Below are 18,135 nucleotides of genomic sequence, written 5' to 3'. Positions count from 1 at the left end.
TCGTGGAAGCTAATAATCCGTAAGGAGCAACCAATGCGTCATTACGAAATCGTATTCATGGTGCACCCTGATCAAAGCGAGCAAGTTGCTGGCATGATCGAGCGTTACACTGGTTCAATCACTGAAGCTGGCGGTAAAATCCACCGTCTAGAAGACTGGGGCCGTCGTCAACTGGCTTACCCAATCAACAAGCTTCACAAAGCTCACTACGTTCTAATGAACGTTGAAGCTGGCCAAGAAGTGATCGACGAACTAGAAACTGCTTTCCGTTTCAACGATGCAGTTCTACGTAACATGATCATGCGTACTAAAGCGGCTATCACTGAGCAATCTATCATGCTTAAGCAGAAAGAAGAGCGTGCAGAGCGTGCTCCTCGTCGCGAAGAGCGTGCTGAAGCTAAGCCAGAAGCAGCTGCTGAGTAATATTTCTTATGACCAATCGAATGGAGCTGAGTGGCACCATTGCCAAGCCGCCCATTCGTAGTAAAAGCCCTGGTGGCATTGAACACTGTCGATTTTGGCTAGAGCATCGCTCTACTGTTATCGAAGCTAATCTACCACGACAAGTTTATTGTCGAATGCCGGTAGTAGTTAGTGGGCTTGGGTCACAAGCATTAACTCAGAATTTAGTACAAGGCAGTAACATTAAGATAGGCGGTTTTGTCGCTTATCAGACCGGCCGAAATGGCGTTGGGAAATTAGTGTTACACGCCGACAACATTACTCAAATTTAAGATCAGGAGATAGCCCATGGCTCGTTTCTTCCGTCGTCGTAAATTCTGCCGTTTCACTGCAGAAGGCGTACAAGAGATTGATTACAAAGACGTAGCAACTCTTAAAAACTACATCACTGAAGCTGGTAAAATCGTACCTAGCCGTATCACTGGTACAAGCGCTAAGTACCAGCGTCAACTAGCTCGCGCTATCAAGCGTTCTCGCTACCTAGCTCTACTACCGTACACTGACAAGCATCAGTAATCGGTTCGTTTTATTAAGAAAGAGGATTAAACAATGCAAGTTATTCTACTTGATAAAATCGGTAACCTAGGTGGTCTTGGCGATACAGTAAACGTTAAGTCTGGCTACGCTCGTAACTTCCTTATCCCTCAAGGTAAAGCAGTTATGGCAACTAAAGGCAACGTTGAAATGTTCGAAGCTCGTCGCGCTGAACTAGAAGCTAAAGTTGCTGAGCAACTAACAGCTGCTGAAGCACGTGCTGAGAAAGTTAACGCTCTAGAAGCCGTTGTTATCGCTTCTAAAGCTGGTGACGAAGGTAAACTATTCGGTTCTATCGGTACTCGTGACATCGCTGACGCTATCACAGCTGCAGGCGTTGAAGTTGCTAAGAGCGAAGTTCGCCTTCCTGAAGGTGCTCTACGTAACACTGGTGAGTTCGAGATCAGCGTTCAACTTCACTCAGAAGTTTTCGCTACTGTGAACGTACAAGTTGTTGCTGCAGAGTAATTCAGTACCAAGCGAAATAGTAAAAAGCACCTCTTAGGAGGTGCTTTTTTTATGTCTGAATAATCTGAAAAGCGGGAGTTAGAAGGCAAACAAAAGGTTGACGGAAAACACACTATCCGCCTTGCTCAAGCCCTCTGGCACTTTATCGTGATATTGGCGAGAGTGCGCTAATTTAAGAGCAATGTCTTCGGTAATGTCGTTGGTCACACTCAGATCACTATCAACACGAGTGTTGCTTTTACCTGCTACTAAAGTGATATCGGCAGAGAGACTTAAGTTATCTAAAGCTTGCCAAGTAGTATTGATGTTACTACGCAAGATCCCTTCCTGAACGATGTCTGGAAAGACAATGTCGTCGTCATCAATCTCATCTAAGTTTGGTTCTTGGTAACGAAAACCAGGGCCGATCTCCGCTTCCAAAGTAAACTTTTCTGTATAAGCGAACTGGTAACCCAAACCGCCAGAAAATGTGTAATCTTTAAAGTAAGCACTGTAGCGTGAATCAACCCCTTTAAAGCTTCCGTACAAGTAAGTCTTTGGACCTAACTTGTAGTCGCTTTGCGCAGTATAGGTAGAAGAGCGTTTATCTTCTTCCCCATCTTTATATAGGTTGTAGTACTTCCATTCGCCGTAAGAACGGTGACGACCAGAAGTGTATTCAGCACTCAGACGAGCATTCAGGGAACGAGAGTCCGTGTTACCTGTGTGAGCTTGATAGCCGAACTCGACCTCAGTTTGTAGAGGGTCGGGCACTTCAATTTCTTGCTCTGGCTGTACTGATTCTTCAGCGTACGATGCTCCCGTGCAAAGTAAGCTAAAGCCAAGTAACCAGTATCGGGACACAAATACCTCGAACGTAATTAAAAAGGAGGGGCATGATACTGATACAGATGTTTTATTCGGTCAATGATAGGTTAATTTTTATTAGACCTAAGCCGGAGAAGCGTGGTGGGCGTTCTCATTTGCGCATCAAACTTAATTAACTGTCTGTTTCAGCATGAATTGGGGAGATTCTACCGCAATCGAGTAATTTCGCACCATAAAAAGCGAATTCTTAGCCATTCACTTGTTGAATTCTTAACAAGTAATTGTCGCTTCAGGGAAGCATCTTGGCTAAGTTTAAGGTTATAATCTCGGGTCATTAGTAGTTATCGAGCAAAGTCATGGCGGAAAACAGAAATCGCAAACCTTCAGACAGTCAGGTCGACGCAATCAAAGTGCCACCTCACTCGCTAGAAGCCGAGCAATCAGTAATTGGTGGTCTCTTACTGGACAATGAACGTTGGGACACGGTCGCTGAGCGTGTTGTGAGCAGTGATTTCTATAGCCGTCCTCATCGTCTCATTTTCGAAGGCGTTAAAACCATTCTTGAACAGGGTAAGCCTCTCGACTTGATCACCTTGTCTGAGCACCTAGAGCGTCACGAACAATTGGAAGACGTGGGTGGCTTTGCGTACCTTGCGGATCTTGCGAAAAACACACCAAGTGCAGCGAACATCAACGCTTACGCGGACATCGTAGCGGAGCGTGCAATCGTGCGCGGCCTGATCGGTGTTGCAAATGAAATTGCGGACGCTGGTTATGATCCACAAGGTCGAAGCTCAGAAGACTTAATTGATATGGCGGAGAGTAAAGTTTTCGCCATTGCAGAATCTCGTACTAGCGAAAACGAAGGCCCACAAAACGTCGATAACATTCTCGAAAAAACGCTAGAGCGTATCGAGATGCTATACAAAACACCTCAAGATGGTGTGACAGGTGTGAACACTGGCTTCAACGACCTCAACAAAAAAACGGCGGGTCTACAAGGTTCTGATTTGGTTATCGTTGCGGCACGTCCATCGATGGGTAAAACCACTTTTGCGATGAACTTGTGTGAAAACGCGGCGATGGACCAAGACAAACCGGTACTTATCTTCTCGCTAGAGATGCCTGCCGAACAGTTGATGATGCGTATGCTTGCGTCCCTATCTCGCGTTGACCAAACCAAGATCCGTACTGGTCAGCTTGATGATGAAGATTGGGCTCGTATTTCTTCTACCATGGGTATCCTAATGCAGAAGAAAAACATGTACATCGATGATAGTTCAGGCCTAACGCCAACCGAAGTACGTTCCCGTGCTCGTCGTGTAGCGCGTGAACACGGTGGTCTGTCGATGATCATGGTCGACTACCTTCAGCTAATGCGTGTTCCTGCTCTCTCTGATAACCGTACTTTGGAGATTGCGGAAATTTCGCGCTCTCTGAAAGCTCTGGCGAAAGAATTGAACGTTCCTGTGGTAGCACTATCGCAGCTAAACCGTTCCCTAGAGCAACGTGCCGATAAGCGCCCAGTTAACTCGGACTTGCGTGAATCGGGCTCTATCGAGCAGGATGCCGACTTGATCATGTTTATTTACCGTGACGAGGTTTACAACCCTGATAGCCCATACAAAGGCACGGCAGAAATTATTCTTGGTAAGCAACGTAACGGCCCTATCGGTTCGGTTCGCTTAACCTTCCAAGGCCAACACTCGCGTTTCGATAACTACGCGGGTCCTGCATTTGATATCGATGATGAGTAATGCAATGAGCTACATGAAAGCTGCGATGGCATGTATTGACTTGTCAGCACTGCAGCACAATTTACAACGCGTAAAAGAACAGGCGCCAGAAAGCAAAGTGATGGCGGTGGTGAAGGCAAATGGCTACGGTCATGGTCTTCGTCATGTGGCTAAACACGCTACGCATGCTGATGCCTTTGGCGTTGCCCGCATTGAAGAAGCACTTCAGCTACGCGCTTGTGGCGTGGTAAAGCCGATTCTTTTACTAGAAGGTTTTTACTCACCAGGCGATTTGCCAGTATTGGTGACCAATAACATTCAAACCGTTGTCCATTGTGAAGAGCAACTCGCGGCATTAGAACAAGCCGATCTCGAAACGCCAGTTGTGGTTTGGCTTAAAATCGACAGCGGTATGCATCGACTTGGCGTGCGTCCAGAGCAGTACGATGAGTTCATCACACGTCTGAAAGAGTGCCCGAATGTGGCGAAACCGCTGCGTTACATGAGCCACTTTGGTTGCGCTGATGAGCTGGATAACAGCATCACCACAGAGCAAATCGATTTGTTTATGTCGCTAACGGCTGGCTGTCAGGGTGAGCGCTCTCTAGCGGCATCAGCAGGTCTGCTTGCTTGGCCGCAAAGCCAGTTAGACTGGGTTCGTCCAGGCATCATCATGTATGGCGTATCACCATTTGATGATAAAACTGCGCAAGACATGGGTTACAAACCAGTGATGACACTGAAGTCACACTTGATCGCCGTTCGTGAAGTGAAGAAGGGCGAAAGTGTTGGCTATGGCGGCATGTGGACAAGTGAACGCGACACTAAAGTGGGCGTAATTGCTGTTGGTTACGGCGATGGCTATCCACGTACAGCGCCAAACGGCACGCCAGTGTTTGTTAATGGGCGCAAAGTACCAATCGCGGGTCGCGTTTCTATGGATATGCTGACGGTTGATTTAGGTCCTGATGCAACGGATAAAGTAAGCGATGAAGCCATTCTATGGGGTAAAGATTTACCAGTAGAAGAGGTAGCTAGCCACATAGGCACCATTGCTTATGAACTGGTGACCAAATTAACTTCTCGTGTCGAAATGGAATATTCGAAGTAACTCATGAAGACAAGACTATTCTCTGTGCTGGCATTTTCTGCCAGCCTTTTTTTATCTCCGCAGTTGATTGCCAAAGAGAAAGATTCAGCGTTTGTTCCTTTCTATTTCAGTACGGAGACCATGGGCAGCACCATAGGCTTAGCGGGCGTTGCTAAAGGTGTTGGCCAACCCCAAGCTGCTCTGTTTGGTATGGGGTTGTATTCTGAAAAAGACAGTTACGTCGGTTTCCTTTCTGCTTTTAACTACGCTTTGTCGCCAAACCTTTTGTTTAGCACGCAGATGTATCAAGCGCGCTTTAACGACAACCCTTATTACTTAGGTGACCAAGGTTCGAATAACTCTTCAACGGAAGATAAAACCGTAACCAATGGCGACGAAGAGAACTACAAACTGGAGTTCAAGTACCTGCTTCCCTGGGGTAATGTTCGTGAACACGGACTGCTTGGTGCGTTCCAACCCGTGAGAGATGTGAGTTTTGCTTCTCCAGTCGATTCTGGTGTCAGCTCAATTATCTTTACCCCGTTCTATTCTTCTCGTGAGTTGGATATCTACAACGACAAGAAAGAAGAGGCGACCGGGTTTAGCCTGACATTTGATTGGGACAACCGCGACAGTGTGCGTAATACCACGCGAGGCTCCCATACCTCGTTTGACCTAACCACAGGAGCTGAAAGCTTACAGTCGGAAGACTTGTGGCTGAAGTGGGAATTCCAAAACAGTCAGTATTACTCGTTGGGGCCACTTGGTGATTGGTTCGATCAGCAAGTGCTCGCGTTTGATTTCTACACGGCGGATACACCGACATGGAACAAATGCGATGGTTTAATGTGCGCTCGTCCACCAGAGCAAGAGCAAGTTCGCTTAGGTGGTTTGTATCGTCTACGTGGTTATACCGCGGGTCGCTACCACGGCCGCAGTGCGATTCACTATTCTGCAGAATATCGGGTACTACCAGACTGGCAGCCGCTCGATGATATCCCTCTCATCAACTACTACGATCTGCCGTGGTGGCAATGGGTCGCGTTTGTTGAAGTCGGGCGAGTGGCGGATGACTACGATCTAAAAACGTTGCATGAAGACATGAAGTGGAACGTTGGTGGCGCAGTGCGCTTCCAAGTCGAGGGGATTGTGGTTCGTGCTGAAATGGCCAAAGGCGCAGATGAAGGCACCTTCCGAGTCATGATCAACCAACCGTTCTAAATCGATATAAAAACAAAGGCTAACCTTGTGAGTTAGCCTTTGTTTTATCTGATTTATTCGCCGTTGATGATGGCGATGATGCGTCGACTTCCACCGTAATCTCGGTGCTCACCTAAGTAAATACCCTGCCATGTACCTAAAGCTAACTGACCGTTTTGGATAGGAATCGTCACACTACTGCCAAGTAAAGACGCTTTAATATGGGCTGGCATATCATCATCGCCTTCATAAGTGTGCTGGTAGTAAGGCGCTCGTTCAGGCACAAACTTATTAAAGTGGGCTTCCATGTCCATACGTACTGTTGGGTCTGCGTTTTCATTTAAGGTCAGGCTAGCGGACGTATGTTGAATAAACAAATGTAACAAACCTACTGAAAGCGATTGGATTTGTGGTAATTGTTGTTCAATTTCATCAGTGACCAGATGGAAACCGCGTTTACGCGCTTTTAATTGCAGTGTTTTTTGTGCCCACATATGCGTTCCTTTGGAAAAATTTGATTTGGCGTCTATCCTAATCCAATTAGAGCCTGTCATTACGAAATGATATGATTCTCAGCATCATAAATGAATTGTTTAAATTCGAAACAGGGAACGTGACCTAACTCAATGTGAGTGTAAAGGCACTCCGTCATAATTGATGGCTGAAAAAAAATTACAAAGACTTGTTTTGTGGCAATTCGCCCTAACATCTTATTTATATTCTATTTGCTAAATCGGGGATTCCGCAGTTTTCGCTAGACTGTAAGGAATGGAACCTACTGTAACATCGGGATAAAGACCATGTTGAAAAATATCAATCCAACGCAAACACAAGCTTGGAAAGCGCTAACTGCGCATTTCGAATCTGCACAAGATATGGATCTGAAAGAGCTATTTGCTCAAGACGCTGCGCGTTTCGACAAATACTCAGCACGCTTCGGCTCAGACATCCTAGTCGATTACTCAAAGAACCTAATCAACGAGGACACTCTGAAGCACCTTTTCGCTCTTGCTAACGAGACTGAGCTTAAGTCAGCAATTGAAGCGATGTTCAGTGGTGAAGCGATCAACAAAACAGAAGATCGCGCTGTTCTTCACACTGCACTGCGTAACCGTTCTAACAAGCCAGTAATCGTTGGCGGCGAAGACGTAATGCCTGCGGTAAACGCAGTTCTTGAGAAAATCAAATCATTCACTGATCGCGTAATTGGCGGTGAGTGGAAAGGTTACACAGGTAAAGCAATCACAGACATCGTAAACATCGGTATCGGCGGTTCTGACCTTGGTCCTTACATGGTGACTGAAGCTCTAGCACCATACAAAAACCACCTAAACCTGCACTTCGTTTCTAACGTTGATGGTACTCACATCGTTGAGACGCTGAAGAAAGTAGATCCAGAGACAACACTATTCTTGATCGCGTCTAAGACGTTCACGACTCAAGAAACCATGACAAACGCGCACTCTGCTCGTGATTGGTTCCTAGAAACTGCTGGCGATCAAGCACACGTTGCTAAGCACTTCGCAGCGCTTTCTACTAACGCTCCTGCAGTATCTGAGTTTGGTATCGACACAGACAACATGTTTGAGTTCTGGGACTGGGTTGGTGGTCGTTACTCACTATGGTCAGCAATCGGTCTTTCAATTGCATTGTCTGTAGGTTACGACAACTTCATCGAGCTTCTAGACGGTGCTCACGAGATGGATAACCACTTCGTATCGACAGATCTAGAAAGCAACATCCCTGTGATTCTTGCTCTGATCGGTATTTGGTACAACAACTTCCACGGCGCTGAGTCTGAAGCAATCCTACCTTACGACCAGTACATGCACCGTTTCGCGGCGTACTTCCAGCAAGGTAACATGGAATCTAACGGTAAGTACGTTGACCGTGAAGGTAACGCAGTGACTTACCAAACTGGTCCTATCATCTGGGGTGAACCAGGCACTAACGGTCAGCACGCGTTCTACCAGCTGATTCACCAAGGCACTAAGCTGATCCCATGTGACTTCATTGCACCTGCAATCAGCCACAACCCAGCAAGCGACCACCACCAAAAACTGATGTCTAACTTCTTTGCACAAACAGAAGCATTGGCATTTGGTAAGTCAGCAGAAACTGTGAAGGCAGAATTTGCGAAAGCAGGTAAGAGCGAAGAAGAAATGGCGTCTCTAGTACCGTTCAAAGTATTTGAAGGTAACCGCCCAACGAACTCTATCCTAGTTAAGCAAATCACACCTCGCACGCTAGGTAACTTGATCGCAATGTACGAGCACAAAATCTTCGTTCAAGGCGTTATCTGGAACATCTTCAGCTTCGACCAGTGGGGGGTTGAGCTAGGTAAACAACTAGCAAACCAAATCCTACCTGAGCTAGCAGATGAGTCAGAAATCAGTTCTCACGACAGTTCGACAAATGGTCTAATCAATGCATTTAAAGCATTCAAAGCTTAATGTTTGAATAGAAAAAGAAAAGGTCAGCAACCGCTGACCTTTTTTATTGCCTGAGGCAGAAACAAAATAGGTTGGCATTGACCAACCTATTTCTTCTCTATTATTCGAAGCAAATCTCGATGAAGGCATTTCCCCACTGTGAAGAGAAAGGCATGATGATGATTGAGCCTTCACACTTGTGGCGAATGGTGTGGCCTCGACCTGATACCACAACCGGTGTTGCCATATCAAAATCAAATCCACTTTCCGCTAGAATGCGCTTCGCACCGCCTGTCACCATGTTCGTGATCTCACCAACCATGTCTGTCACTTCTTCGTTCAGTCCATTTGGACGTTCACCAAGCATGTTCTGCATGATTTCTAGTGCTAACGCTTCATCAAAGGTAATCGACATTGAACCACGAGTTTGTGGACCAACCATACCGATAAGGCCAGAAACGTCACCTCGTGCGATCTCATCTTTCTTGATTCGCGGTTTTTGTGGCTTCAGTTCAAGCGAAGCCATGGTTTTTAGCACATTCATTAACGAAGCTAAAAACGGGTTTACAAATTCAGCGCGCATAACGTTCTTCTATCTTTCTTCTTTCGTCTCCGAGGAACATGCCTGGCACTCGCCATGGGTTTCGATAACTTGATTCGTCAGTTTGAATCCATGTTTCTCGGCGTTATTGGCTAATAAGGATATCAGCGTCTCGTCTTCAAGTTCAACGACATCGCCACATTTATCGCAAATTAGCAGTTGGAAAAAGTGCTGTTGAGTGTTGAACGAGCAGCAAGTAATAAAGCTGTTGTTTGATTCCACTCGATGAATAAAGCCTTGTTCTAGAAGAAAATCTAATGCTCGGTATACCGTCGGTGGTTTAGCCTGAGGCTCACTCTCTTTCAATTGCTCCAATAGCTCATACGCACTTGAGGCGCGGCGATTAGAACAAATAAGCTCAAAAACGCGTCGGCGTTGCGGCGTCAATCTTACTCCGCGCTCAGCGCAGATTTGTTCAATTTGTTCAAGGATTGTTGGGTCCAAATCTTTCACCATAACTATCGGACGTGCTTTATGATAAACCATTTCTATACGAAATTCGTTTAGAAAGACTCCATTTTACCCACTATCAGACCGAAAATCATGAATTAAAGCAAGCCGGTGCCCCTTAGAGCGCGCAACAGATATCACAGAACGAGACACCAATGCCGAAATGCGCTTATCAGCGATTGAATTCACAAGGCTCGCATCCACTGCACAGTGGGTATACAATACCCGACTTAATTTTTTTGAGCGCACCTTCGCGCTCTACCTTGGCAACGTAAAAACGGGTGTTTATATCATGACTCATTCTTGCAGGCTCTCTGTAGCACCAATGTTGGATTGGACAGATCGTCATTGTCGCTACTTCCATCGCTTAATGACCAAAGAAACCCTGCTGTACACCGAAATGGTGACCACAGGCGCGATCATTCATGGAAAAGGGGATTTCCTTGCTTATAACGAAGAAGAGCATCCGTTAGCCCTTCAGCTTGGCGGTTCAAACGCAGCGGATTTGGCTACGTGTGCCAAACTCGCTCAAGAGCGTGGCTATGATGAAATCAACCTAAACGTAGGTTGTCCATCGGATCGCGTTCAAAACGGTCGCTTTGGTGCATGCCTAATGGCAGAGCCTCAGTTGGTTGCGGACTGTGTTGCGGCGATGAAAGACGTGGTTGATATTCCTGTTACGGTAAAAACTCGTATCGGTATTGATGACCAAGATTCTTACGAGTTCCTAACGGATTTCGTATCTATCGTCTCTGAGAAAGGCGGCTGTGAGCAGTTCACTATCCACGCTCGTAAAGCATGGTTAAGTGGTTTAAGCCCGAAAGAGAACCGTGAGATCCCACCATTGGATTACCCACGAGCTTACCAATTGAAGAAAGATTTCTCACACTTAACGATTGCGATTAACGGTGGTGTGAAATCACTGGAAGAAGCGAAAGAGCATCTGCAGCATCTAGATGGCGTGATGATCGGTCGTGAAGCTTACCAAAGCCCTTACTTGCTAGCATCTGTTGACCAAGAGTTGTTTGGTTCAAATGCTCCAGTCAAAAAGCGCAGCGAAATTGTTGAAGAGATGTACCCGTACATTGAAGCGCAATTGGCAAAAGGTGCTTACCTTGGTCATATCTCGCGTCATATGCTGGGTCTGTTCCAAAATATGCCGGGTGCTCGTCAATGGCGTCGTCACATCAGTGAAAACGCGCACAAACCGGGTTCTGGTCTAGAAGTGCTGCAAGACGCACTGGCGAAGATTCCAAAAGAATTGAACGTGTAAATTTCACCAGTGGTTGGTGAAAATTACCAACTTACAAATAGAAAAGCCAGAGTGCAGAAATGTCTCTGGCTTTATTTTTACTTATAGATCATGGTTTTATTATTGTTTTAATAAGTTGGTACAGAACCTGCTCTAGTAAAACTAAAACAAAGGAGAAGTGATTATGTTGGAGCTGATCTTTATTTTAGTATTTGCGGCAACTTTGCTCGTGACTGGTATTACGATGATGACTGTATTTGCTGCGACTGGCATTGCATTGGTGGTGATGTTCTTATTAGGCATGGTTGGAGCTGTACTAAAACTACTGCCTTGGCTAATAGTGATTGCATTAGGCATATGGTTTTTTAAAAACTTCGTCGCTCAGCCTCGTTATAAGTAACGGATTGTAGAGATTTAGTTGATGGTGGGCTGTGAGAGTATGTTAGTATTTCTCACATGCCCCTTAATGTTGAAATCAGCTATCTCGGAGTAAAAATTACATGACATATAAAGCGACCATCGCTTTAGCGACACTATCGTTGGCAGCATCTTACCCTTGTTTTGCAGAACAAGAGTCTTCTTTCACAACCACGGTTGGTGCAGAAGTTTGGGTTGCGGATACCAAAGTGAATGAAGTAAGAAGAGATAGCGATACAACGGGTACTTTCTACGCAGCGATTGAACATGACGTAAAATACGTACCAAACGCGCGTCTTCGTTACTCAAGCGTTGATGCCGATTACATGGGTTTCGACAAACTAGACCTCACTCTTTACTACCAAATTCTTGAACACGACTTAATGCACTTTGATGCGGGTCTGACCTTTAGTAATTTGAGTGACACAAAATACGTAGACGCAGGTACCAATGCTCGTACAGAAGATTTTGATGAGCTGATTTGGGCTTGGTATGGCTATGCAGAAATCACCGTGCCAAATACAAACTTTGATGTGATTGGTGAGATGAACTTTGGTGATAACAAGGGCATTAAGAGTACTGACCTAATGGCTGGTGTTCAGTACCGTATTCCTTTCCAAGGGTCTGAATTGACATTCCGTGGTGGTTACCGAGTGATCGACTTGGAGTCAGAAGAGTTTCTATCGAGCCTAGGTAAAGAGTTCATTTTTGCGGACGGTTTCTTCGTTGGCGCTCAGTACTCCTTCTAAACACATTTCTCTGAATCTCTTAAAACGTCGCTTTATAAGCGGCGTTTTTTTATATCACTTAATTATATTAAATCGAATTTCTCGCCCAAGTATCAGACTTCGACCATGCTTATCTTGGAGCAATGTATAAAAGTTGGAGCAGGGATTGCGATGACAATAAATGAATTACGACATCTATTTCGTGACAACCAGCTAGTAGAAGCCATCATCGAACCTTCAATTCAAGAAGGTGGGTGGGTTGTTGAGTTTCGCCATGCACGCGGTGGGTTTGTCTGTCTAACTGACAGTCATGGTGAAGAGTGCCATTATGATGATCTTGATACGGCATCCAAATCGGCAATGGCCGTCGGCTTTCAGCAGGTGCGTATTGAAGATCGGTGAGTCTTAGCTCGGCTTGCTTACTTCCAAAAAGTTATAAAACATTCTCTTCTATTCTTTCTTGTTATTAGAGAGAGTGGTTAATCTATCGTCACGCAATGAATAGGGATGTCGTGACAATGTCTTTTCAACAGAATGAATATTCTCACAAGAAAGTGTCGGAAGATAATAATGGGCAAGGTGGTAATTCACCAATCGCAAGCCCGCTTAATGACCAGCAATTTAACTCACTCCAGCAAACTGTCTCAGAGTTGTCTTCACAGCAACTTGCATGGGTCAGCGGTTACTTCTGGGGTTTAGCTCAAAACCAACCAAGTGCAGCGGCTGCAACGCCAATCGCACAGGCGGCTGCTTCTGTTGCTGCAAAACCAGCAGGCAAGCTAAGTATCATTTTTGCTTCTCAAACCGGTAATGCGAAAGGCGTTGCTGAAGCACTAGAGCAAGAAGCCAAAGCAGAAGGCATTGCTGTAGAACTGTTTGATGCTAGCGATTACAAAGGCAAGAACTTAGCAAAAGAGACTCACGTGATCATCGTGGCGTCGACCAATGGTGAGGGCGAAGCGCCAGATAATGCCATTGAATTGCATGAGTTCCTTCAATCTAAAAAAGCACCCAAGTTACCAAATCTACAATACGCCGTGATTGCACTGGGCGATTCTAGTTATGAGTTCTTCTGCCAAACGGGCAAAGACTTCGATACTTATTTGTCTAAGTTAGGCGCAACTGCCTTCATCGATCGCATTGATTGTGATGTGGATTATGAAGCGCCGGCTGCAGAATGGCGTAAGCAAGCGCTTGAACAAGTAAAAGAAGCCCTTTCTTCAGGTAATGAAGCAGAAGTCGTTCAACTACCTGTTGGTCAAGCCGCTCCAGGACATTCTGCTTATAACAAGCAAAACCCATATACCGCAACATTACTGACTAGCCAGAAAATCACGGGCCGTGATTCAGGTAAAGACGTTCGCCATGTAGAGATTGATCTCGAAGAGTCGGGTTTGACCTATCAGCCAGGTGATGCGCTAGGTGTTTGGTTCGACAATAGTTCAGAATTAGCCAACGCTATCTTAGCTAAGGCTGGTCTCTCTGGTGTAGAAAGTGTTGAAGTGGATGGCGAAAGCCTCTCTATTCACAGTGCATTGGTTAGCAAGTACGAAATCACCGCATCAAACCCTCAGTTTGTCACTAAATTCGCAGAGTTATCTGGTAGTAAGAAACTACAAAAGCTAGTGGAAGATAAAGACAAGCTTCGTGAGTACGCTGCAAATACGCAAGTTGTGGATGTACTTGCAGAGAAGAAGACCAAGCTAAGTGCAGAAGAATTGGTTGGTTTGCTTCGTCGATTGACACCTCGTCTATATTCTATCGCTTCGAGTCAAACGGAAGTCGATGAAGAAGTTCATCTAACCGTAGGCTTGGTTGAATACGACAAAGGTGATGAAAAGCGCTATGGCGGAGCATCAAGTTTCCTCTCTCAACGTCTAGAAGAAGGCGGTGAAGTGAAGGTGTTTGTTGAGCACAACAATAACTTCAAACTGCCACAAGATGACAACACACCAATCATCATGGTTGGTCCTGGTACCGGTATTGCGCCTTTCCGTAGCTTTATTCAAGAGCGTGATAACCGCGACGCGGAAGGTAAGAACTGGTTGTTCTTTGGTGACCGTACCTTTACTCAAGATTTCCTTTACCAAGTTGAATGGCAGAAGTACCTCAAGTCAGGTTTGCTGACTCGCCTTGATGTTGCGTTTAGTCGCGACCAAGCAGAGAAGGTTTATGTTCAACATCGCATCCTAGAAAACGCTGAACAAGTGTGGCAATGGATTCAAGATGGTGCCTACATCTATGTATGTGGTGATGCCACTCGTATGGCAAAAGATGTTCACGATGCGCTGGTATTTGTAGCCGAGCAACAAGGCAAGCTATCTCGTGAAGAAGCCGAAGCATTTATCAACGATCTACGTAAAGCGAAACGTTACCAAAGGGATGTGTACTAATGAGCGCGAATCAACAATCAAACAGCCAAGAAGTATTAGGTGAGGTGCTTGGTCCACTCTCGGATAATGAGCGCCTTAAAAGAGAAAGTAATTTACTGCGTGGAACGATTGAACAAGATCTGCAAGACCGTATTACTGGTGGCTTTACTGCAGACAACTTCCAATTGATTCGTTTTCACGGAATGTACCAGCAAGATGACCGCGATATCCGTAACGAGCGTGCTAAACAAAAGTTGGAGCCGCTGCACAACGTCATGCTTCGTGCGCGTATGCCGGGTGGCATCATTACACCAAAGCAATGGCTAGCGATCGACAAGTTTGCAACTGAACACTCTTTATATGGAAGTATTCGTCTTACTACTCGTCAAACGTTCCAGTTCCATGGCGTGCTAAAACCAAATATCAAGTTGATGCACCAAACGCTAAACAGCATTGGTATTGATTCGATTGCAACCGCGGGTGATGTTAACCGTAACGTGTTGTGTACCACTAACCCAGTGGAGTCGGAGCTACACCAAGAAGCTTACGAATGGGCGAAGAAGATCAGTGAGCATCTACTACCGAAGACACGTGCTTATGCAGAGATTTGGTTGGACGGTGAAAAAGTAGAAAGCACGGAAGAAGACGAACCAATTCTAGGTAAGAACTATCTACCACGTAAGTTTAAAACCACAGTGGTTATTCCACCGCAAAATGACGTAGACGTACACGCTAACGATCTTAACTTCGTAGCGATTGCAGATAACGGCAAGCTGGTTGGTTTTAACGTGCTTGTTGGTGGTGGTCTAGCGATGACGCATGGCGATACGTCAACTTATCCACGTAGAGCGGATGACTTTGGCTTTATCCCACTAGAGAAAACACTTGATGTTGCTGCTGCTGTAGTAACAACTCAACGTGATTGGGGTAACCGTTCTAACCGTAAGAATGCAAAAACCAAATACACATTAGATCGTGTCGGTAGTGATGTGTTTAAAGCGGAAGTAGAAAAACGTGCCGGTGTTAAATTTGAGCAAAGCCGCCCTTACGAATTCACGGAACGTGGTGACCGTATCGGTTGGGTTGAAGGTATCGATGGTAAGCATCACCTAGCACTCTTCATCGAAAACGGCCGTCTATTAGATTTCCCAGGTAAGCCACTTAAGACGGGTGTTGCTGAAATTGCCAAAATCCATAAAGGCGATTTCCGTATGACAGCAAACCAAAACCTGATTGTTGCTGGTGTACCAAAAAGCCAAAAAGCGAAGATCGAGAAGATTGCTCGTGAACATGGTTTGATGGATGACGGCGTAAGTGAACAACGTAAGAACTCGATGGCGTGTGTGGCGTTCCCAACATGTCCATTAGCAATGGCAGAAGCAGAGCGCTTCCTTCCTCAGTTCGTAACCGATGTAGAAGGTATTCTAGAAAAGCATGGTATCCCTGAAGAAGACAATATCATCCTACGAGTAACAGGGTGTCCAAATGGTTGTGGTCGAGCAATGCTGGCAGAAATCGGCTTAGTTGGTAAAGCACCAGGTCGATACAACTTACACCTAGGTGGTAACCGCGGCGGTACTCGAGTACCGAAGATGTATAAAGAGAACATTACGGATAAACAAATCTTAGAAGAAATTGATCAGCTGGTGGCTCGTTGGGCTGCTGAACGTGAAGAAGGCGAAGCATTTGGCGACTTCACGATTCGAGCTGGCATTATCCAAGAAGTGTTCGTATCAAAGAGGGACTTCCATGCTTGATTCTGTAGCGTCCAAACCGGAGCTAGCAGAGTTACTGACATTAACTAAGACGGAGCAAATCCTCCGTCTTGCTCAAATCAATGTCGAGCTCGAACAGCTTTCGGCACAAGAGAGAGTAAAGTGGGCATTGGATAATTTGGAAGGGGAGTTCGCTGTCTCATCCAGTTTCGGTATCCAAGCTGCAGTGATGCTCCATCTTGTGACACAACAAAAACCGGATATCCCTATCATCCTAACGGACACCGGTTATCTATTTGCAGAGACTTATCAATTTATCGACCAGCTGAAAGCGCAACTGAACCTCAACCTTAAAGTGTACCGAGCAAAAGAAAGTGCCCATTGGCAAGAAGCGCGTTACGGAAAACTTTGGGAACAAGGCGTCGAGGGAATTGAAAAATACAACAAGATAAATAAGGTTGAACCAATGCGACGAGCTCTGCGAGAGCAAAACGTTGGAACTTGGTTCTCAGGGCTGCGTCGAGAGCAAAGTCAGTCTCGTGCTGGTCTACCAATCTTATCGATCCAAAATGGCGTATTTAAATTCCTACCAGTGATCGACTGGACGAATAAAGATGTCCACTACTATTTAGAAGAACATGGCTTGAGTTATCACCCGTTGTGGGAGCAAGGTTACCTCTCAGTAGGCGATACGCACACAACGAGAAAGTGGGAACCGGGAATGTCAGAAGAAGAAACGCGCTTCTTCGGCTTAAAACGTGAATGTGGATTACATGAAGATGACGATAGTGAACAAGATGGTTCTGGCATTTAGTTGTTAAGCTCGTAAAAGCCGTGTTCAGGTCTGATAAAGAAAGCTGCTGCAAAGCAGCTTTCTTTGTTTATGGAGGCTAAAAACGAGGGTGAAAAGGATAACTCTGTGGATAAGTTGTTTGCTATCTATGGGTAAAGTTGGATAAATAAGGCTTTGATCGAAAAGTCGTCGCTTAACCATTATTTTTGCAATTTTTGCAAAATAACGCTTGCCAATGTGAGCGCGATCTCTATAATGCCTCCTTGTCGACAGGGCAGAGCTCACAAGGCTTCAAAGCGAAGTCGACAAGGTCAGAAAGAAAAACGAAATAATTTGAAAAAGTGTTTGACACAGAAAATTATCTCGCTAGAATGGCCGCCTCTTCCGAAGTGATGTGAATCACAAAGAAGAGTAGCTCTTTAAAAATAAGAACCTATCAATCTGTGTGGGCACTCGTTGATGATAATCCAATTAGATGTTTCTTTCTTAACGGAAAGCGGTATCAAATTAGGTTTCAATGAAACGAAGTGACCATTGAGTCGAAAGATTCAGCACAGTCAATTCAAACATTACTTATGTAATGTTCAGTATTCATTGAGCCGAACAAAATCTTAAATTGAAGAGTTTGATCATGGCTCAGATTGAACGCTGGCGGCAGGCCTAACACATGCAAGTCGAGCGGAAACGAGTTATCTGAACCTTCGGGGAACGATAACGGCGTCGAGCGGCGGACGGGTGAGTAATGCCTAGGAAATTGCCCTGATGTGGGGGATAACCATTGGAAACGATGGCTAATACCGCATAATGCCTACGGGCCAAAGAGGGGGACCTTCGGGCCTCTCGCGTCAGGATATGCCTAGGTGGGATTAGCTAGTTGGTGAGGTAATGGCTCACCAAGGCGACGATCCCTAGCTGGTCTGAGAGGATGATCAGCCACACTGGAACTGAGACACGGTCCAGACTCCTACGGGAGGCAGCAGTGGGGAATATTGCACAATGGGCGCAAGCCTGATGCAGCCATGCCGCGTGTGTGAAGAAGGCCTTCGGGTTGTAAAGCACTTTCAGTCGTGAGGAAGGT

At 45.6% G+C, this 18,135-nt stretch carries 19 protein-coding genes and 1 rRNA gene; 16 read left to right on the top strand and 4 right to left on the bottom strand.

Features of this window, described 5'->3' with window-relative positions; translation table 11 throughout:
* The first annotated feature begins 33 nt into the window (after positions 1-33).
* From rpsF to rplI, 4 genes are read left to right on the top strand one after another with little or no spacing between them, the layout of a single operon-like run.
* On the top strand, positions 34-423 hold the full coding sequence (gene rpsF / locus ATB78_RS25820) for a 30S ribosomal protein S6 (protein ID WP_005438446.1): 390 nt from the start codon (positions 34-36) through the stop codon (positions 421-423).
* 8 nt (positions 424-431) lie between these two features.
* Positions 432-734 (top strand): primosomal replication protein N, encoded by a 303-nt coding sequence (gene priB, locus ATB78_RS25815; RefSeq protein ID WP_061010974.1) that lies wholly within the window; start codon positions 432-434, stop codon positions 732-734.
* A 16-nt stretch (positions 735-750) separates the two neighbouring features.
* Positions 751-978 carry a 30S ribosomal protein S18 gene (rpsR, locus tag ATB78_RS25810; RefSeq protein WP_000090472.1) on the top strand — a complete coding sequence of 76 codons (228 nt, stop codon included), beginning with the start codon at positions 751-753 and terminating at the stop codon, positions 976-978.
* 33 nt (positions 979-1,011) lie between these two features.
* The gene (rplI, locus tag ATB78_RS25805) at positions 1,012-1,464 is read left to right on the top strand and encodes a 50S ribosomal protein L9 (protein WP_005438451.1); all 453 of its coding nucleotides are present in this window, start codon (positions 1,012-1,014) and stop codon (positions 1,462-1,464) included.
* Positions 1,465-1,542: 78 nt separating this feature from the next.
* Here the strand turns inward: rplI and ATB78_RS25800 are convergent, their stop codons facing one another.
* Positions 1,543-2,307 carry a DUF481 domain-containing protein gene (locus ATB78_RS25800; protein WP_005438452.1) on the bottom strand — a complete coding sequence of 255 codons (765 nt, stop codon included), beginning with the start codon at positions 2,305-2,307 and terminating at the stop codon, positions 1,543-1,545.
* Between the two features lie 320 nt (positions 2,308-2,627).
* Between ATB78_RS25800 and ATB78_RS25795 the strand changes: the two genes are divergently transcribed.
* Genes ATB78_RS25795 through ATB78_RS25785 form a run of 3 tightly spaced genes read left to right on the top strand, consistent with a single transcriptional unit; the run spans position 2,628 to position 6,318 of the window.
* Positions 2,628-4,028 (top strand): replicative DNA helicase, encoded by a 1,401-nt coding sequence (locus tag ATB78_RS25795; RefSeq protein ID WP_020196769.1) that lies wholly within the window; start codon positions 2,628-2,630, stop codon positions 4,026-4,028.
* A gap of 13 nt (positions 4,029-4,041) precedes the next feature.
* The gene (gene alr, locus ATB78_RS25790; RefSeq protein WP_086027735.1) at positions 4,042-5,118 is read left to right on the top strand and encodes an alanine racemase; all 1,077 of its coding nucleotides are present in this window, start codon (positions 4,042-4,044) and stop codon (positions 5,116-5,118) included.
* A 3-nt stretch (positions 5,119-5,121) separates the two neighbouring features.
* Positions 5,122-6,318, top strand: coding sequence for a BamA/TamA family outer membrane protein (locus ATB78_RS25785; RefSeq protein WP_009705528.1), 1,197 nt, complete (start codon positions 5,122-5,124; stop codon positions 6,316-6,318).
* Between the two features lie 53 nt (positions 6,319-6,371).
* On the opposite strand, the gene ATB78_RS25780 is transcribed toward ATB78_RS25785, so the two are convergent.
* Positions 6,372-6,791 carry a secondary thiamine-phosphate synthase enzyme YjbQ gene (locus tag ATB78_RS25780; protein WP_061010973.1) on the bottom strand — a complete coding sequence of 140 codons (420 nt, stop codon included), beginning with the start codon at positions 6,789-6,791 and terminating at the stop codon, positions 6,372-6,374.
* Positions 6,792-7,097: 306 nt separating this feature from the next.
* Here ATB78_RS25780 and pgi point away from each other — a divergent pair, with 306 nt between their 5' ends.
* Complete coding sequence (gene pgi / locus ATB78_RS25775) at positions 7,098-8,750, top strand: glucose-6-phosphate isomerase (RefSeq protein ID WP_061010972.1); 1,653 nt, start codon at positions 7,098-7,100, stop codon at positions 8,748-8,750.
* A gap of 100 nt (positions 8,751-8,850) precedes the next feature.
* Here pgi and ATB78_RS25770 read toward each other — a convergent pair whose 3' ends face one another.
* Positions 8,851-9,312, bottom strand: a complete 462-nt coding sequence (locus ATB78_RS25770) for a chemotaxis protein CheX (RefSeq protein WP_005381269.1) — start codon at positions 9,310-9,312, stop codon at positions 8,851-8,853.
* Between the two features lie 9 nt (positions 9,313-9,321).
* The gene (gene zur / locus ATB78_RS25765) at positions 9,322-9,786 is read right to left on the bottom strand and encodes a zinc uptake transcriptional repressor Zur (RefSeq protein ID WP_005438461.1); all 465 of its coding nucleotides are present in this window, start codon (positions 9,784-9,786) and stop codon (positions 9,322-9,324) included.
* A gap of 286 nt (positions 9,787-10,072) precedes the next feature.
* Here zur and dusA point away from each other — a divergent pair, with 286 nt between their 5' ends.
* From dusA to ATB78_RS25725, 8 genes are all read left to right on the top strand, one after another.
* Positions 10,073-11,053, top strand: coding sequence for a tRNA dihydrouridine(20/20a) synthase DusA (gene dusA / locus ATB78_RS25760; protein ID WP_032802564.1), 981 nt, complete (start codon positions 10,073-10,075; stop codon positions 11,051-11,053).
* Between the two features lie 163 nt (positions 11,054-11,216).
* The gene (pspG, locus tag ATB78_RS25755; protein WP_061010971.1) at positions 11,217-11,432 is read left to right on the top strand and encodes an envelope stress response protein PspG; all 216 of its coding nucleotides are present in this window, start codon (positions 11,217-11,219) and stop codon (positions 11,430-11,432) included.
* 100 nt (positions 11,433-11,532) lie between these two features.
* Positions 11,533-12,198 (top strand): TIGR04219 family outer membrane beta-barrel protein, encoded by a 666-nt coding sequence (locus ATB78_RS25750; RefSeq protein WP_045482528.1) that lies wholly within the window; start codon positions 11,533-11,535, stop codon positions 12,196-12,198.
* A gap of 150 nt (positions 12,199-12,348) precedes the next feature.
* Positions 12,349-12,579, top strand: coding sequence for a hypothetical protein (locus ATB78_RS25745; protein WP_005438465.1), 231 nt, complete (start codon positions 12,349-12,351; stop codon positions 12,577-12,579).
* Between the two features lie 116 nt (positions 12,580-12,695).
* Complete coding sequence (locus ATB78_RS25740) at positions 12,696-14,570, top strand: assimilatory sulfite reductase (NADPH) flavoprotein subunit (protein WP_155647868.1); 1,875 nt, start codon at positions 12,696-12,698, stop codon at positions 14,568-14,570.
* Positions 14,570-16,306 carry an assimilatory sulfite reductase (NADPH) hemoprotein subunit gene (cysI, locus tag ATB78_RS25735; protein WP_045418913.1) on the top strand — a complete coding sequence of 579 codons (1,737 nt, stop codon included), beginning with the start codon at positions 14,570-14,572 and terminating at the stop codon, positions 16,304-16,306. The genes ATB78_RS25740 and cysI overlap by 1 nt, the downstream gene beginning before the upstream one ends.
* Positions 16,299-17,078: a phosphoadenylyl-sulfate reductase gene (locus ATB78_RS25730; protein WP_039988243.1), complete on the top strand. Its 780-nt coding sequence runs from the start codon at positions 16,299-16,301 to the stop codon at positions 17,076-17,078. Before cysI ends, ATB78_RS25730 begins: the two co-directional genes overlap by 8 nt.
* A 592-nt stretch (positions 17,079-17,670) precedes the next feature.
* Positions 17,671-18,135 (top strand): 16S ribosomal RNA (locus tag ATB78_RS25725); the annotation flags it as partial.

The sequence above is a fragment of the Vibrio sp. CUB2 genome (genome assembly GCF_001557945.1).
GTDB lineage: Bacteria > Pseudomonadota > Gammaproteobacteria > Enterobacterales > Vibrionaceae > Vibrio > Vibrio owensii.
This window is presented reverse-complemented; position numbering and strand designations above follow the sequence as displayed.

Bases quoted from the DNA above. Each gene is read 5' to 3' on its own strand.
- ATB78_RS25785 (WP_009705528.1), top strand. From the start codon at position 5,122: ATGAAGACAAGACTATTCTCTGTGCTGGCATTTTCTGCCAGCCTTTTT.
- pspG (WP_061010971.1), top strand. From the start codon at position 11,217: ATGTTGGAGCTGATCTTTATTTTAGTATTTGCGGCAACTTTGCTCGTG.
- rpsR (WP_000090472.1), top strand. From the start codon at position 751: ATGGCTCGTTTCTTCCGTCGTCGTAAATTCTGCCGTTTCACTGCAGAA.
- dusA (WP_032802564.1), top strand. From the start codon at position 10,073: ATGACTCATTCTTGCAGGCTCTCTGTAGCACCAATGTTGGATTGGACA.
- ATB78_RS25795 (WP_020196769.1), top strand. From the start codon at position 2,628: ATGGCGGAAAACAGAAATCGCAAACCTTCAGACAGTCAGGTCGACGCA.
- ATB78_RS25740 (WP_155647868.1), top strand. From the start codon at position 12,696: ATGTCTTTTCAACAGAATGAATATTCTCACAAGAAAGTGTCGGAAGAT.
- ATB78_RS25730 (WP_039988243.1), top strand. From the start codon at position 16,299: ATGCTTGATTCTGTAGCGTCCAAACCGGAGCTAGCAGAGTTACTGACA.
- ATB78_RS25745 (WP_005438465.1), top strand. From the start codon at position 12,349: ATGACAATAAATGAATTACGACATCTATTTCGTGACAACCAGCTAGTA.
- ATB78_RS25780 (WP_061010973.1), bottom strand. From the start codon at position 6,791: ATGTGGGCACAAAAAACACTGCAATTAAAAGCGCGTAAACGCGGTTTC.
- priB (WP_061010974.1), top strand. From the start codon at position 432: ATGACCAATCGAATGGAGCTGAGTGGCACCATTGCCAAGCCGCCCATT.
- pgi (WP_061010972.1), top strand. From the start codon at position 7,098: ATGTTGAAAAATATCAATCCAACGCAAACACAAGCTTGGAAAGCGCTA.
- rplI (WP_005438451.1), top strand. From the start codon at position 1,012: ATGCAAGTTATTCTACTTGATAAAATCGGTAACCTAGGTGGTCTTGGC.
- zur (WP_005438461.1), bottom strand. From the start codon at position 9,786: ATGGTGAAAGATTTGGACCCAACAATCCTTGAACAAATTGAACAAATC.
- rpsF (WP_005438446.1), top strand. From the start codon at position 34: ATGCGTCATTACGAAATCGTATTCATGGTGCACCCTGATCAAAGCGAG.
- alr (WP_086027735.1), top strand. From the start codon at position 4,042: ATGAAAGCTGCGATGGCATGTATTGACTTGTCAGCACTGCAGCACAAT.
- ATB78_RS25770 (WP_005381269.1), bottom strand. From the start codon at position 9,312: ATGCGCGCTGAATTTGTAAACCCGTTTTTAGCTTCGTTAATGAATGTG.
- cysI (WP_045418913.1), top strand. From the start codon at position 14,570: ATGAGCGCGAATCAACAATCAAACAGCCAAGAAGTATTAGGTGAGGTG.
- ATB78_RS25750 (WP_045482528.1), top strand. From the start codon at position 11,533: ATGACATATAAAGCGACCATCGCTTTAGCGACACTATCGTTGGCAGCA.